9 protein-coding genes are annotated in these 15,073 nt (G+C 59.5%); 3 read left to right on the top strand and 6 right to left on the bottom strand.

Features of this window, described 5'->3' with window-relative positions; translation table 11 throughout:
• Positions 1 to 98: 98 nt before the first annotated feature.
• From FHS09_RS08370 to FHS09_RS08385, 4 genes are all read right to left on the bottom strand, one after another.
• On the bottom strand, positions 99 to 1,907 hold the full coding sequence (locus tag FHS09_RS08370) for a family 43 glycosylhydrolase (RefSeq protein WP_183458691.1): 1,809 nt from the start codon (positions 1,905 to 1,907) through the stop codon (positions 99 to 101).
• Between the two features lie 178 nt (positions 1,908 to 2,085).
• Entirely contained in the window at positions 2,086 to 4,026 is a 1,941-nt protein-coding gene (locus FHS09_RS08375; protein WP_183458693.1) for a glycoside hydrolase family 97 protein, read from the bottom strand.
• A gap of 120 nt (positions 4,027 to 4,146) precedes the next feature.
• A complete protein-coding gene (locus FHS09_RS08380; protein ID WP_183458695.1) occupies positions 4,147 to 5,097 on the bottom strand; it encodes a glycoside hydrolase family 43 protein in 951 nt (316 codons plus the stop codon).
• A gap of 43 nt (positions 5,098 to 5,140) precedes the next feature.
• The gene (locus tag FHS09_RS08385) at positions 5,141 to 6,073 is read right to left on the bottom strand and encodes a glycoside hydrolase family 43 protein (RefSeq protein ID WP_221191868.1); all 933 of its coding nucleotides are present in this window, start codon (positions 6,071 to 6,073) and stop codon (positions 5,141 to 5,143) included.
• Positions 6,074 to 6,373: 300 nt separating this feature from the next.
• On the opposite strand from FHS09_RS08385, the gene FHS09_RS08390 reads away from it, so the two are divergent.
• The 3 genes from FHS09_RS08390 to FHS09_RS08400 all read left to right on the top strand — a co-directional run bounded on the left by FHS09_RS08390 (position 6,374) and on the right by FHS09_RS08400 (position 11,578).
• Positions 6,374 to 7,423: an arabinan endo-1,5-alpha-L-arabinosidase gene (locus FHS09_RS08390; RefSeq protein ID WP_183458699.1), complete on the top strand. Its 1,050-nt coding sequence runs from the start codon at positions 6,374 to 6,376 to the stop codon at positions 7,421 to 7,423.
• Between the two features lie 109 nt (positions 7,424 to 7,532).
• Positions 7,533 to 9,917, top strand: a complete 2,385-nt coding sequence (locus tag FHS09_RS08395; protein ID WP_183458700.1) for a glycoside hydrolase family 127 protein — start codon at positions 7,533 to 7,535, stop codon at positions 9,915 to 9,917.
• Positions 9,918 to 10,114: 197 nt separating this feature from the next.
• Positions 10,115 to 11,578: a family 43 glycosylhydrolase gene (locus FHS09_RS08400; RefSeq protein ID WP_183458702.1), complete on the top strand. Its 1,464-nt coding sequence runs from the start codon at positions 10,115 to 10,117 to the stop codon at positions 11,576 to 11,578.
• A gap of 12 nt (positions 11,579 to 11,590) precedes the next feature.
• Here the strand turns inward: FHS09_RS08400 and ligB are convergent, their stop codons facing one another.
• The gene (ligB, locus tag FHS09_RS08405; protein ID WP_183458704.1) at positions 11,591 to 13,336 is read right to left on the bottom strand and encodes an NAD-dependent DNA ligase LigB; all 1,746 of its coding nucleotides are present in this window, start codon (positions 13,334 to 13,336) and stop codon (positions 11,591 to 11,593) included.
• A 217-nt stretch (positions 13,337 to 13,553) separates the two neighbouring features.
• Entirely contained in the window at positions 13,554 to 14,939 is a 1,386-nt protein-coding gene (locus tag FHS09_RS08410; protein WP_246394667.1) for a family 43 glycosylhydrolase, read from the bottom strand.
• Positions 14,940 to 15,073: the final 134 nt, after the last annotated feature.

The following is a 15,073-nucleotide window of genomic DNA, read 5'->3' on the forward strand; positions in this document are numbered from 1 at the left end:
ACGGCCACTGGTCGATAGCCGATAGATGTGGAACCATTTTCCAGGATCTATCGAGGCCATGGGCGGGTGGCCGCCCCGCCGCTCCTACAACCTATTGATCATAACCGTACCGGTATCCGTCGCAGCTGGAATTTTTGGCAGTCATTTTCCTGTCGAGGAGCCTGGGCGAGCTCCGTGCCTTCGGCCAGGCCGCAGTGGGCCAGGTCGAGACTGAGTTTGCTCTCGCGGTTGATGATATTGAGGCTGCCGTCCGCCAGCGGCTCCAGCCGCCACTGGCTGCTGGGGGAATCGCAGCTGCCGAGGACTGCGCCGGCACCCGGCACTACCGCATTGCTTTCTATCGTCATGCATCGATCACCAGCGCGGATACGCAGGAAGCCGTCATCGGCGGCGGTGAAGTCCCAGCGCTGGCAGGCGTCACCGCGCCAGGCTCCCTGGTCTATGGTTTCACCACAACTCTGCAGCATCCGGCCACTCTGTACGCTGGCGATGGCCACGGTTTCCGTCGGACGCAGGGACCAGCGGGTGCAATCACCCTCGCAACCCGGTGCCGCCAGAGGCTCGCCGGTTTGCATATTGGCCACACCTACCCAGCCGTCTTCACCCTGACTCAATTGCCAGCGCTGGGCGCCGCCGTTGATCCAGGGAGCCAGTTCACCCTCGGCGCCGAGGAATTGGCCGCTGGCGGCGTGGGCCAGGCGGTAGGCGCCGTCGGCAGTGTTGTCGAGCACCCAGTAGCTGCTCTCTTCCGCACAGCTGTCCAGCCCGGTGCCAGTGAGACAGCGGCCATCCGCACCGGCGAGCTGCCAGCGGGCGCCCTGCAGTTGGACGGTCAGTGGGCCGTTTTCGCCGGAGGGCAGCAGCTGCGGTTCCCCTTCGGGGACCGGCTCGCCGAAATTCGGGGTGCCGTCCGGGTTCCAGGTGAACTTCTGTGCGCGTACCGAGCGGGTAGCGCTGCAGCCGTCAGTCCCTTTGGAGTTGCCGTGGTAGACGATCCAGTCCTCGCTGCCATCGGGGGACTTGAAGAAACCATTGTGACCGGGACCGAAAACACCGTTGCCGCGCTGGAATACCGGCTCGGGGTTCTTGGTCCAGTGTTCCGGATTCATCGGATCGTCGCCGGTAAGCTCCTTCATGGCCAGCTTATAGTCCGGGGTATTGCAGAAGCTGGCGGAATAGATCAGGAAGGTGCGGCCGTCCTTTTTGAGGATTTCCGCACCTTCGTTTACCTTGCGCCCGCTCTTTTCCCAATCCTCTTCCGGGCGTGTAAGCACCACCCGCGGACCTTCGATGGTCCAGGGATTGGTCATCCTGGAGATCCAGTTGAGCTGCTCGTCTCCCACCCATTCGGACCACAGCAGGTAGAGTTCGCCGTTGTGCTCGAGATAGGAGCCGTCGATGTTCCAGGTATCCGGCATCGGCGAACCCTTGTAGACGTAAGGTCCCATGGGATCGTCGCCGACACTCTCCAATACCGAGAGATGCTGGTGATCCAGGGTGCCGTGCTGGCCGGAAGTGTACATCAGGTACCAACGCGTGCCGGAGGGACCGTTCAAACGATGGAACTCGAACGCCCAGAAATTGCAGCAACGGGATGGATCGGTATCGGACCAGATATTGACAGGCGCCGCGGTGGCCAGTCCATCCAGGGTGGGCGACTTGCGCATCACCAGTTGGGAGGTCCAGGTGGTGGTGGTGAGGTAGTAGTTGCCGTCATAGTACTCCAGCCAGGGATCGGCGCCGTTACTGAACAGGGGGTTGGCGAATGTACCTTCGGGCAGCTGGCTGTTTTCTCCATTGGCCGCAGCGATCGGTGCCTCGGTGGTTTGATCTGAGGGATTGCAAGCCGTCAGTGCCAAGCTGGCTGCGATGGCGCCAAGCCATTTCATATTTTTGGTTCTTTTCATCACTCATTTACCTCGTTCGGCAAGATTCATTTGTCCTGTAGATTTGCCGTTTCGAATCAAGCCTTTATTAATTCGCCGGAATGACGAAAGAGCGCTGTAGGAGCGGCCGTTGGCCGCGATCGTCGTGCGCTACGTAGTAAAATCGATCGCGGCCAACGGCCGCTCCTACAGTGTTAGTTCAGTTCTTGGCCAAACCTGCTGCTGGAAACGTCATTACAAAGCCGCCGCGACCGCGCAGGCTGAGGGAAACGTTGCTGCCGGTTTCCACTTCACTGCGATTGAACGAACGCGGTGTTTCGCCGTCGGTAATCAGTTCACCGGTTCGGGCACCGATAAATGACAGATCCATGGTCAGCGGTCGCTCCTCCGGCTCGCCGTTGATGCCAGCCAGGTACCAGGTGTCGCCGGCGCGGCGGGCAACTACTGCAAATTTGCCCGGGTAGCCGGCCACAAAACGGCTCTCGTCCCAGGAGACAGGCACCCCACGCATATAATCGCGCACGTATTCAGGCACCGCGGCCATACCCTCATCCGTCTCGGCAATATGCTGCAGGCCGGACAGGAAAAGTACCGGCAGCGCCAGCTCGAAACCGTTGCTGGTGCGGCGCTCGATATTGGGAATTTCCGAAAAAGCCGTGGGGGTAAAATCCATCGGATCGAAAGCGTTGCGCGTAAAGGGCAACATGGTCATATGCGTCGCCGCCACATCCGCAGATTCCTGAAAAAAGGTGATCATCTCGAATCCGCGCACCGCCTCGGACGTCATCATGTTGGGAAAGGTGCGGTGCAGACCCCGGGGCAATGTGGAGCCATGAAAATTGACCAGCAGGTCGAAATCCGCCGCGTCCCGGGCCAATTCGCGGTAGTAGGCGAGCATCGACTGGCCGTCGCCGGCAAAGAAATCAATCTTGACTCCGGCGATACCCATTTTTTGCAGACGTGCGAACTCGCTGCGGCGTTGCTCGCGAGTGAGCAGCACACCCTTGGGCGTGAATTCGGTTTTGTTCCAGCTGCCGGAGGAGTTGTACCAGAGCAACAGGCGGACATTTTTCTGCGCGGCGTAGTCCGCCAGTTCAGCGATTTTTTCATAGCCGATATTGCGGTCCCAGTCCGCATCCACCAGGGTATAGGGCCAGCGCATCTCCGCCGCATAGTCTATGAATTTTTTCTGAGTTTCGTAGTTGACTGAAGGGTCCTTGAGCAGCGCCCAACTCCAGCTCACCAGGCCGGGATCTACCCAGTCCATTTCGGCGACGGCCGGCTCCGCCAGGTCGGTGCCCAGGGTGGATTCCACCAGAGTGGACAGCTCGCCTACGGCGATGAAACGCCAAGGGGAGTGAAACGGCAGTGTGGACTGCGCCTTGAGTACGCCGCCGGTAAACACTTCCGCATCCATCGGGTGGTCGATACGGTATTCACCGCCGGGGGATTCCGCCTGCAGGCGGGAGGCGTGGTAGTTTCCATCCATGCCCGCCTCGCTGATCAGCGCCCAACCACCCGGCGTGTGGAAGAGCGCGGGAAAGACCCAGCCGGCGGGGGAAGGTGAAGCCTCGCCGACGTCGATGTCCATCTGGTAGTGCTCCTCGTAGGAGGGATTGGTGTTCGCCCAGCCGGTCTGCGCCTCGGCCATCGGTTGCAGCCAGGCCTTGCTGCCCGGGGGAAAGGCGAAGCTGGTGAGTTCCCCTTCGACCACTTTTATATCGTCGGACTGGCCGGGGAAGCGGTACTGGAAAGCCACACCGTCGTCGGAAACGCGAAAGGCGATTTGCAGTTCCACGCCCCCGGTATTGCGGAAACTGAACACCTGCTCCTTGGCGGTATAGAAAATCTGCCGGCGTTTGCCTTGCAGCATGGTGTAGTTTTCGCTGACTGCATCGGGCTCGCCGACGGACTCCACCGCCAATCCGCGGCTAAGGTCGACGCCGTCCAGTACCACACCCAATTGCGACGGCTTCAGTACCACCTCGCCATTGCGTTCTATTCGATACTGCGGCTGCCCCGCTTCGTTCAACGCCAGGGTGACCGCCAGACTTCCGTCCGGACTGGACAGGGAATATTGCTGTTTCGCACCGCAGGCGGATAACAGCAACAATATGCTGATCAGAAGGATTCTTTTCATCGCTATCCCCGAAATATTATTCTGATATGGCCCTGCCGTCCGTGGCGGTCCGCCAACCTGCATGCAAAGCAATACTTTACATGCATACTTTTGTCCATCCTGTGAGAGAACAAAGAACTTTTATTTCACCGGCTCCACACCCTCGGAGGTCATCACCACCCGCTTGATGGTGCCATCCGGGTTGTAGTGCAGATCGTCGATACACACGGAGCGACGGAAACTTCCGCCCTTAGGGGTGCCGCCGTTGTGATAGATAAAGAAGGAGCGCCCCTTGTAATCGATAATCGACTGGTGGTTGGTGTTGGAGTTGCCTGCCAGCTCGTTGAGGATACCCTTGTATTCCCAGGGGCCCTCAATGGATTTGCTCATGGCGTAGGCGGTCTTTTCCGGGAAGCCGGTGGCATAGCTCAGGTAGTAGTAGTCGCCGTGCTTGTGCACATAAAGCGCCTCGGTAAATTCCGGCAGGTCCAGGCTGTGGGTGGGCCCGTCCAGTTCCACCATATTGCCCTTGAGCCTGGCGTAGCGGGGCTTGGTATTGCCCCAGAACATATAGGCTTGGCCGTCGTCGTCGATAAATACCGCCGGGTCCAGGTCGTCCCAGCTGATTTCGGTATCGGTGGTCATATCGTTGGTGACCAGCGCCTTGCCCAAGGCGTCCTTGAAGGGGCCGGTGGGGCTGTCGGATACCGCAACGCCGATGGCGAAACCGTCGATGGTGGCGTGGCTGACGGTCACATACCAGTAGAACTTGCCATCCTTTTCCACCACGTGGCCGGCCCAGGCATTGTTCTTGGCCCATTTGAAGTCGCCGACGGCAAGCGGTGAGCCATGTTCCTTCCAATTCACCATATCGGTGGAGGAGAACACCAGCCATTTGTTCATCTTGTAGAAGTCTTTGTTGTCCTTCGCCTCGTCGTGGCCGGTGTAGAGATACACGGTGTCGTCGTGCACCAGCGCGGCGGGATCGGCGGTGAGTACGTGGGTGATCGCCGGGTTGGCGGCGTGGACAAAAGCCGAAAGCAGCGCAGAGCCTGCGGCGCTCATTAATTTCGCAAAACTCGTTCTTTTCATCGCGTAATCTCTCTGCTCTTCAACAGGCTCTGTAGGAGCAATATCAATCGCCCTCTGCCTGACGAAAATCCGGCATGCCGTTTTTATCCCAATGCAGCACCCGAACCCGGGTGTGCCGGTTGGGATCGTTCAGGGGGTCGCCCTCTATCTCGCGGTAGTCCCGCGCGTGGTACACCATCAGGTCGGTAACGCCGTCCTCCGCCACAGTAAAACTGTTGTGGCCGGGGCCGAAGCGCTTGACCTCGGGATTGGTGTGGAACACTGGCTGCGGCGACTTGTGCCAAGCATCCGGGTCCATGAGGTCCGCATCCGCGTCGGCCCAGAGCAGGCCCACGGCATAGTTGTGATCGGTGGCACTGGCGGAGTAGGTGACGAACACGCGGTCGTTCTTCTGCAGTACCGCGGCCCCCTCATTGACCTTGTAGCCCACCGTCTCCCAGTCCAGCTCCGGCTTGGTCAGGGTGACCACCGGTTCCTTGATACGGGTGGGGGATTCCATCTCCGCCAGCAGCAGGGCGGAGTTGTAGTTGCTTTCGGGATCAGATTGGGCCCAGAGCAGGTAGCGCTTGCCCTTGTGAGAGAAGCTGGTGGCATCCAGGGAAAAAGTGTCATGCGGTGTGGTGATCCGCCCCAACTCCTCCCAGTTGCCCTCGGTGGGCACGGCGGAGGTGTTGCGCAACGCATACATGCGGATATGCCAGGGGCGCTCCACCTCGCCGGCGGCGAAATAGATATACCAGGCGCCGTCGATCCAGTGCAGCTCCGGGGCCCAGATATGCGCGCCCATCTGTCCGCTGGCATGCTTGCGCCAAATCACCCCGGCCCGGGCACTGGCCAGCCCCTGGACGGTGCGGGAACGGCGCAACTCGATGCGGTCGTATTCCGGCACTGTGGCCACGAAGTAGTAGTAGCCATCCGTATGCCGGACAACCCAAGGGTCGGCCCGCTGGGTTATCAGCGGATTGTCATAGGCCATGGCTTTCCCTGAAACTATTGCCAACAGCAGGCAAAGGAATGCCAATCGGGGAGCGGGGGCGGTTTTTCGCGGGAGTTGAACTGACATTGTCATCGCCTTGATTATTGTTGTGGCAGGTGCGGCAATGCTTGTTGCTGCCTTTTCAACGATATTATTATAATACTATTAGAGTCACAACCCCGGTAGTGGTGACCAAATCGCCTGGAGCGATTTGGCGCAGCGAACCGGACACAGGGAAATGCTTGGCGACCACCAGCGACCGAAAGAGTCTGTATCTATATATAAGAAGAGAGAGTTTCTATGCCCCACTTCCTGTCCTCACTGGTCCGCCCCGGCGCCGGCATGCTGTTGAGCGCCCTGCTCTGCGCCTGCGCCCAGGCCGATATCAGCGCCCGCGCTCCGCAAGTCAGTATTCACGACCCGGTGATGACCGAGGAGGGCGACGATTACTACCTGTTCAGTACTGGACCGGGAATCACCATCTATCGTTCCCCAGACTTTGTGAATTGGACTCACGCAGGCCGCGTTTTCGCCGGCGAGCCGGACTGGGCCAGAGATGCGATTCCCGGCTTCAACGGGCACTTATGGGCACCAGACGTGATCGCCCGGAACGGCCGCTTCTACCTCTACTACTCGGTATCCGCCTTCGGCAAAAACACCTCTGCCATCGGCGTCGCCATCAACAGAACCCTGGACCCCCAATCACCGAATTATCGCTGGGAAGATCAGGGCATCCTGGTGCAGTCGGTACCGGGGCGCGACAACTGGAATGCCATAGATCCCAATATCGTGCTGGACGAAGCAGGCGACGCGTGGATGAGCTTCGGCTCCTTCTGGGACGGGCTCAAGCTGGTAAAGCTCGACAAGAGCTGGACCGCCCTCGCCGAACCCCAGGAGTGGCGCACCATTGCGCGGGCGGAACGCCCCGCCTTTACCCCTGACAACGAAGCGGCCCCGGCGGAACTGGAAGCTCCGTTTATTTTTCCAAAGAACGGCTACTACTATCTGTTCGTCTCCCGCGGCCTCTGCTGTCGCGGCAACGACAGCACTTATCGCCTGGCGGTAGGTCGCTCCAAATCGGTCACCGGCCCCTACCTGGACAAAGAAGGCGTGGATATGGCCCGGGGTGGCGGCACCCCACTGATCGCCGGCAACCAGCGCTGGCCCGGCCTGGGGCACAATAGCGCCTATACCTTCGATGGCAGGGACTATCTGGTACTGCACGCCTATGAGTCCGCAGACAACGGCCTGCAGAAGCTGAAAATTCTCGATCTGGAATGGGATAAGGAACTGTGGCCGGTGGTGGATGCGGCGCAGTTGGACAGTTATCAAAGCCGGTTGGTGGAATAACCCATCAATCAAAGGTATCCACCCCGTAGGATGGGCAAAGCGAAGCGTGCCCATCAAATTCCAGATGATGGGCACGCTTCGCTTTGCCCATCCTACAAATGACTTAACCATGAAAAAAATAATTCTATCCTTCGCACTGTCCACCTTCGCGCTCGCCGGTAATACAGCAGCGCAAGAGCAACAGGTGCAGATGTTCCCACTCTCCGACGTCCGCCTGCTGGACAGCCCCTTCAAGCACGCCCAGGAACAGAACCTGGCCTACATTATGGCCATGGAGCCGGACCGCCTGCTCGCGCCCTTCCTGCGCGAAGCCGGCCTGGAGCCCCGCACGGAAAGCTACGGCAATTGGGAGTCCACTGGGCTGGACGGTCATATCGGCGGCCACTACCTGTCTGCGCTCAGCCTCGCCTATGCGGCCACCGGCGACAGCCAGGCCCGTGAGCGCCTCCAATACATGCTGGACGAACTGAAACGCGCACAGGACAAAAACGGTAATGGCTACCTGGGCGGAATACCTGGCGGCGCGGCGATATGGCAACAGATCGCCGAGGGGGAAATTGACGCGGACCTGTTTACCCTGAACGGAAAATGGGTACCCTTGTATAACATCCACAAGATTTTTTCCGGCCTCCGCGACGCCTACCTGTATACCGACAACCGCCAGGCGCTGGATATGCTGGTGAAACTGTCCGACTGGGGCACCCGCCTGGTCTCGAAACTTTCCGACAGCCAGGTCCAGCAGATACTCAAAAGCGAACACGGCGGCCTGAACGAAGTCTATGCGGATGTGGCGGCGATTACCGGCAAGAGCAAATACCTGGACGTCGCCCGTCGCCTCTCCCACCGGGAAATCCTCCAGCCGCTGGAACAGCGCCGGGACGCACTGACCGGGCTGCACGCCAACACACAGATTCCCAAGGTGATCGGCTACAAACGCGTGGGGGATCTGGCCGGCTACAGCGACTGGCAGGAAGCCGCGGAATATTTCTGGCGGGAGGTGGTGGAGCACCGCACTGTCGCCATCGGCGGTAACAGCGTGCGTGAACACTTCCACGACCGAGGGGATTTTTCCTCAATGGTCAGCGACGTGGAGGGGCCGGAGACCTGCAATACCTACAATATGCTCAAGCTGACCCGCCTGCTCTACCAGACGGACCCGGACACCCGCTATATCCGCTACTACGAGCGGGCGCTGTACAACCATATCCTCTCCTCACAGAACCCGGACACCGGCGGCCTGGTCTACTTTACCCCCATGCGGCCGCAGCACTACCGCGTCTACTCGCAGCCGGACCAGGCCATGTGGTGCTGCGTGGGATCGGGCATCGAGAACCACAGCAAATACGGCGAAATGATTTACGCCCACCGGGGCGGCGAGCTGTTCGTCAATCTCTTTATTCCCTCTACCCTGAATTGGAAAGAGAAAAATCTTTCGCTCTCCCAAACCAATCATTTCCCCGACGAAGACACAACCACCATCACCCTGGACAGCGATGCCAGTTTTACCCTGCAAGTACGCCAGCCGGTCTGGGTATCCGGGGCCAGGTTGTCAATTCATATCAACGGCAAACCCTTTGCGTACAGCGCAAAGCCCAGCGGCTATATTCCCATCAGCCGCGAGTGGAAGGCGGGCGACCGCGTTGAGATAAAACTGCCCATGCACCCGCAACTGGAGCAGTTGCCGGACGGCTCGGACTACTATGCCCTGCTCTACGGCCCGGTGGTGCTGGCGGCAAAGACCCAGCCCTTTGCCGACGAAAAACTCGATTTCTTCGCCGACGACAGCCGCATGGGGCATATCGCCAGCGGGCCGATGTGCTCCCTGGAGGCCGCGCCCCTGTTCGTCAGCGACAGCCACGATTTTCTCGACAAACTACGGCGCCTGCCCGGCTCCCGGCTGCGCTTTGCCGCGCCGAAGGAACTCCACACCCAAAGCGATGACGACCTGGAACTGATTCCCTTTTTCCGCCTGCACGAATCCCGCTATATGCTCTATTGGCCTTTCAGCACGCCGCAGCAGTTGGCGAAACGCCAGCGGAAAAATGCCGAGGCCGATAAGACCCGGCTAGCACTGGAGACAATAACTATCGACAAGGTGGCGCCCGGCGAGCAACAGCCGGAAGCGGACCACTTCTTTGCCGGCGAGAATACCGAGGCGGGCGTGCACAAGGGGCGCCACTGGCGCCACGCCAGCGGCTGGTTCAGCTATCGACTGAAGGACCCGAAAGGCGAGGCGTCGAAAATCCGCATCACCTACTATGGGCTGGACAACAATCGCAACTTCGACATTCTTGCCAATGGTGTCGAATTGGCCCAGGTCTCCCTGAACGGCGGTGAGGGCGACACCTTCTTTACCGTGGATTACCCGATTCCCGACGCGGTGCGAGAGAAGAATCGCGATGGAATCATCGAGCTGAAGTTTGCCGCCCAACCCGGCTCCGTGGCCGGGGGCATCTATGGTGTACGACTGTTGCGGGAGACTGCCCGGGAATAGGCATTCTCCGTATCCCGAGAGGGCAGCCCACTGCCCTCAGCGACCCCCGCTCTCTTGCCGCGAAATTGATAACCAAAAGGCTCGAAATCTGTATTTGTAGTATTTATACTGCGCGCGAGGCCTAAATATTGGTATTTTTTTCTATATTTAGGCCAATTAAAAATACTTTACTACAAACAACACTACTAGTGAGCATAATGAAGCAGATAAAAACATGCCTCCGCGGCCTGTTCGCGCTGGTCGCCCTGGCCTTCGCCTGCAGCGCCGCCGCCATTACCCTCAGCGGCAATACTGACATTCACGATCCCGCCACCATCCAGAAAGAAGGCAATTATTACTGGACCTTCGGCACCGGCGACGGCATTGTCAGCCGCTATTCCACCGACCTGGAGAACTGGACTTACGGCGATACCGTCTTTCCCGCGGGAAGCTGGCCCAGCTGGATCAACGACCAGGTGAGCAATTTCGCCGGCAACTTCTGGGCGCCGGACGTGATCCATATGAACGGCAAATACTACCTCTACTACTCTGCCTTTGCCGAGACCAGCGACAGCTTTGAGTCCGCCATCGGCGTCGCGGTGACCGACTCCCTCAACAATCCCAACTGGCAGGACCTGGGTATGGTGGTGTCCACCAAGACCCAACCCCTTTCCAGCACCGGCTGGAAAATCAATACCATCGACGCGGGCCTGTTTGTCGACGCAGACAACCGGGTGTGGATGGTGTACGGCTCCCACTACGGCGGTATCTACATGGTGGAAGTCAATCCCGACACCGGGCTGCGCATGGATTCCCAACGATATCCGGTAGTGGGCAACAGCGGCAACTGGCAAGAATACGAAGCCGCTCAGGTGAAATACATCAACGGCTACTACTATATGTTCGTCAACCTGGGCGAATGCTGTGCCGGCAACGAAAGCACTTACTATATAGTGACCGGCCGCTCCAGCAGCCCCACCGGGCCCTACTTGGACCAGAACGGCGTGGACCTGTGGAATTACGGCGGTACCACGGTACTGTCCACCGACGGCACCTATATCGGCCCAGGCCACTTCGGTTACTTCAACAACTACGGCCAGGACCTGGCCACCATCCACTACTACGACGGCACCACCGATACCGGCTGGCCCTCGCGCCTGGATCTGCTGCAGCTGGACTTCAGCAGCGGCTGGCCCAGCTTCACCCGCGACTATACCCTCAAGGTCGGCTATGACCGCTTGGCCACAGCAACCGACGGCCGCGTGGCCATCATCTCCCGGCTCAGCAATAAAGCCGTGGACGTGGAAGCCGCCAGCCGCAACGGCGGCGCCAACATTATCCAGTGGGGCTATAAGGACAAACCCAACCAGCACTGGGATCTCACCCACCTGGGCAACGGCTACTACTCACTGCGCCCGGTGCATAGCGGCCAATCCATGGATGTGCACGAGTGGAGCAGTGCCGAGGGCGGAGAGATACGCCAGCATCCCTGGACCGGTGACCTCAACCAGCAGTGGCTGGTCGAAAGCCTCGACAATGGCTATTACCGCATTCTCTCCCGCTTCAGCGAACTATCGCTGGACGTTTACGGACAGAGCATGGAAGACGGCGGCGATATCCGCCAGTGGACCTACTGGGGCGGCGAGGGGCAGCAGTGGGAGTTGCGCTACGTCAATCCGTAGGGCGCTCTCCGATTAAAAACCACCAATGCCGCGCGCGGCCAGTTTGTCACGCAGCGCCAGGACTTCCGGGTGCTGCATAAAATCGACCAGGGCCCGCGCGCGGCCCTGGCCTATATTCGGCAACTGCCGCCAGTCGTCCGCGCCGCGCGCGGACAGGCTGGCAAAATTCTCACCGCGCCAGAAATTCTCACTGAGGCTGCCCGCCGACGGCATGCCCAGCGCCATCATCCAGTCGCGAAAACTGCGCTCTCCGGCGCGCCGGAAATTCCACCGCAGGGTTTCCGCACGTTTATCGCCAATACCGCGAATTTCCCCCAGTGATGCGCGAGACAAATCCATCCAGGCCACCAGATCAGGCAAAAAACCTGCGTCCAACAGCGCGCGCCAGCGCCCCTCCCCGATTCCGCGAAATCCCAGGTTATCGCCCAGCCACTGGGCACGGGCCAGAAACTGGGCCTCGCAGCCCGATGACGGGTGCCAGCAGGTCAGCGGGGTGTAGTCGGCCGGATCGGGAACATCCAGCTCGGTACGCCGGGTAGCCGGCAAAATCACCTCGAGAATTTTCGGTATCGTCTGCCCGGCCAGCGCGATGCGCAATTGGTCGCCGGGCCGGATATCCCACTGTTTCCAGCGGGCGAAGGAACCGCTGCTCACCCGTCGGATTTCCCGGTCGTCCAGCTGGGTGGGGCGTATCTCCACCACCGGCACTATCCGGCCGGTGCGACCCACAGGAAATTCCACGTCCACCACTTCCGCCAGCGCCGTCTCCGCCGGATGCTTCCAGGCCGCGGCCCAAACCGGCGGCTCGGCACGCCAGTGCTCAGCCGCAGGCCGTTGGCCCTGGCGCAACACGATACCGTCGGTGGCAAACGGCAGTGGCTCCCGGTACCAGTGTTTGCGCCAATGGGCGACCTCCTCAACCCCACTCACCCGATGGGTAAAACCCGTGGTGTCGTAGCCCAATGTCTTCAACGCTTGCAATCGCTCCGGCACTGCCGCGGGACCGTCTGGCCAGTCCCAGACAAACACCGCCAGTCTCTGCGCCTGCTCCTCAGACAACTCCTTCGAAGCCATGGCACCACTCGCCAGCCCGCGCGCATTGGCACTGCCGTTTTTCTGGCGGTGCCCGTCAAAGCGCCAATACAACTCTCCCTGCAGGACCAGTTGCGCTCGGGTATCGGAAATCTCGGGTAGGATCGCGGCAATCCTGCGGGCGTGGGATGTCCAGTCCTGCCCGCGGCGGCCGTCGCCGCGGCTGATCATTCGCGCCAGTTTACCGCGCCGGTACACCAACGACACGGCCACGCCGTCGACCTTCGGCTGTATCCAGACCTCCTCGCGTACGGCGAGCCAATTCGCCACCGCATCCTCGTCCGCCAATTTCTCCAGGCCGGTCTGGGAGACGGGATGCGCCACATTCCGCCCCACCACCTGGCTTACCGGTGTTACGCTTCGCGCCTGCTCCGGAAAGCAGCGATTCCAGCGCGCCAGCTTCGCCCGCGCCTGGTCGTAAACCGCGTCGTCGACCAGCGCCTTGTGCCTGAAGTAATAGGCCTCATCCCATTGCACAATTTTCTGCTGAAGCTGACTGATTTCCGCCACCGCCTGCACGCCTGTCCACGACGGGCATTTCGGCGATTCTGTAAACGCAAGGGAAACCGAGGGAAATAAGACATTTGTGCCAATCAGTATTGGCAGGGAGAGACGCGGGAGGAAATTAAGAAAACCTGAATTGAATATTGACCGGGATATTTTCATACCCACTATTGCCGGTTGGTTGCTCTCAGCTAGGCAGAGGCTACCGCAACGGCAGCCGGCGATAAAGGGCAGAAAGGATTTTCTGTCCCTTTATCGCACAGATATCACAAGTGCAGTGCTCCCTGTAGGGCCGGCTTGCAAATGAACAGCGGCGTTTCGTAAATATTCGCCTGCAAGCGGGCTCCTACAGAGCTAGCACCTTAAAGCTTTACGGGATCTAGGGCTTGCGGAAATACCACTCCTGATTGCTCCTGTCTGTCTCAGACCATTGAAGAATATTGGCGCCCTCGGACTGGCTCCTCGCGCTCACGTCCAGCACATGGCCGCTCAGGCGTGAACGGATAAGGAAATAGCCGGCGCCGACTCTTTCCAGCTGCCACTGCTGGCCTTCACCACCCCAATAATCCCACTGAGCGATATTGGCACCGGCATCCATGGAGACCTCCCATACATCCAGGCTTTTGGCGCTGCGGTCATTGATCAGGCTGTAGTAGCCGTTGCCCAGGTCGCTCAGCCGCCAGCGCTGGCCCGCGGAGCCGGCATAGCTGCCCTGCTCAACATTGGCGCCGTTGTCTGAGGAGTTGTTTGCCACCGCGAGCGCCTTGCCGCTGTGCCGCGCCTCAATGATATAGGTGCCGTCGGTGGGGGGGCCGGCGACTGAAGGGCAATTTCCGGGGGTAAAGTCCCGGGACAGGACCGGCCAATCGGAGGAATAGGTCAGGCTGAGGATATCCAGCTTGGCGGCGCCGCCGTCGGTGGCGTCGTAGTAGTGGGTGGACACGTAGCTGCAGCTGCCTTCCTGCAGCAGGCCGATATGCCCTGGCCCGTGATACTTGCCATCATGGTTGGGCAATATGGTGCGCCAGCCGCTGTAAGGCCCGGTAACACTGGTGGAGCGGCCGACTTCTATGTAGTAGGTGCTGTTCAGCCCATCGCAACAGACTCCCCGGTTTACGAAGAGGTAGTAATAGTTACCGTTTTTGGTGATGTAGGGCGCCTCGATACTCTGGTGGCCGCCGCCGTAGAGGTGCGTCACGCTACCGATGGTCTTTCCGGTGGAGGGATTGATTTCGATAATCCCGATGCCGCCGTGCCAGGAGCCGTAGGACATGTAGACCCTGCCGTCGTCATTCCGGAACAGCGCCGGGTCGATGGCGTTTATCTCGTCGATCCCGCCATTGGAGCTGATCACCATGCCCTGGTCCTGCCAGTTGGGGTTGTTCAGCGACGGCGTACGCACTACACCGATCGCCGAACGCGAGGAACCGAAAGTCGACACCGAATAGTAGAGATAGTAATAGCCATTCATGTAAATGACATCCGGCGCCCAGAACTCGCCGTCGAAATCGGGCACCGCGCTGTCGATCCAGGAGGGCCAGCTGTTGAGAGGAAACACTGTCTGGGGACCGGGTGTCCACTGAACCAGGTCCTGGGAAGTGGAGTACCAGATACCGTCACCGGTGGTGAAGTGGTAATAGGTACTGCCATCTTTGACCAGGGCGGCGGGATCGTGGGAGTTGTCCAAGCCGGTGAGCTCCAGCGCCATTGCCTGGAAACTCAGGCAAAGGGGAAGTAACACACGGATTAGAGTGCGTAGCATCATTGCATTTACCTTTCTTTATTTTTGAAGGATGGGTGGGACGTAAGTTTATTTGTATTATTATATGTTCCTGAAAAGCTGAAGCGTAGTAATCCGGACCACGCCAGCGAAAGATTTGAGACTTTTGTCCCAATTGT

This window comes from Microbulbifer rhizosphaerae (assembly GCF_014191725.1).
Taxonomy (GTDB): Bacteria; Pseudomonadota; Gammaproteobacteria; order Pseudomonadales; family Cellvibrionaceae; genus Microbulbifer; species Microbulbifer rhizosphaerae.

Bases quoted from the DNA above. Each gene is read 5' to 3' on its own strand.
- FHS09_RS08370 (WP_183458691.1), bottom strand. From the start codon at position 1,907: ATGAAAAGAACCAAAAATATGAAATGGCTTGGCGCCATCGCAGCCAGC.
- FHS09_RS08375 (WP_183458693.1), bottom strand. From the start codon at position 4,026: ATGAAAAGAATCCTTCTGATCAGCATATTGTTGCTGTTATCCGCCTGC.
- FHS09_RS08380 (WP_183458695.1), bottom strand. From the start codon at position 5,097: ATGAAAAGAACGAGTTTTGCGAAATTAATGAGCGCCGCAGGCTCTGCG.
- FHS09_RS08385 (WP_221191868.1), bottom strand. From the start codon at position 6,073: ATGGCCTATGACAATCCGCTGATAACCCAGCGGGCCGACCCTTGGGTT.
- FHS09_RS08390 (WP_183458699.1), top strand. From the start codon at position 6,374: ATGCCCCACTTCCTGTCCTCACTGGTCCGCCCCGGCGCCGGCATGCTG.
- FHS09_RS08395 (WP_183458700.1), top strand. From the start codon at position 7,533: ATGAAAAAAATAATTCTATCCTTCGCACTGTCCACCTTCGCGCTCGCC.
- FHS09_RS08400 (WP_183458702.1), top strand. From the start codon at position 10,115: ATGAAGCAGATAAAAACATGCCTCCGCGGCCTGTTCGCGCTGGTCGCC.
- ligB (WP_183458704.1), bottom strand. From the start codon at position 13,336: ATGAAAATATCCCGGTCAATATTCAATTCAGGTTTTCTTAATTTCCTC.
- FHS09_RS08410 (WP_246394667.1), bottom strand. From the start codon at position 14,939: ATGATGCTACGCACTCTAATCCGTGTGTTACTTCCCCTTTGCCTGAGT.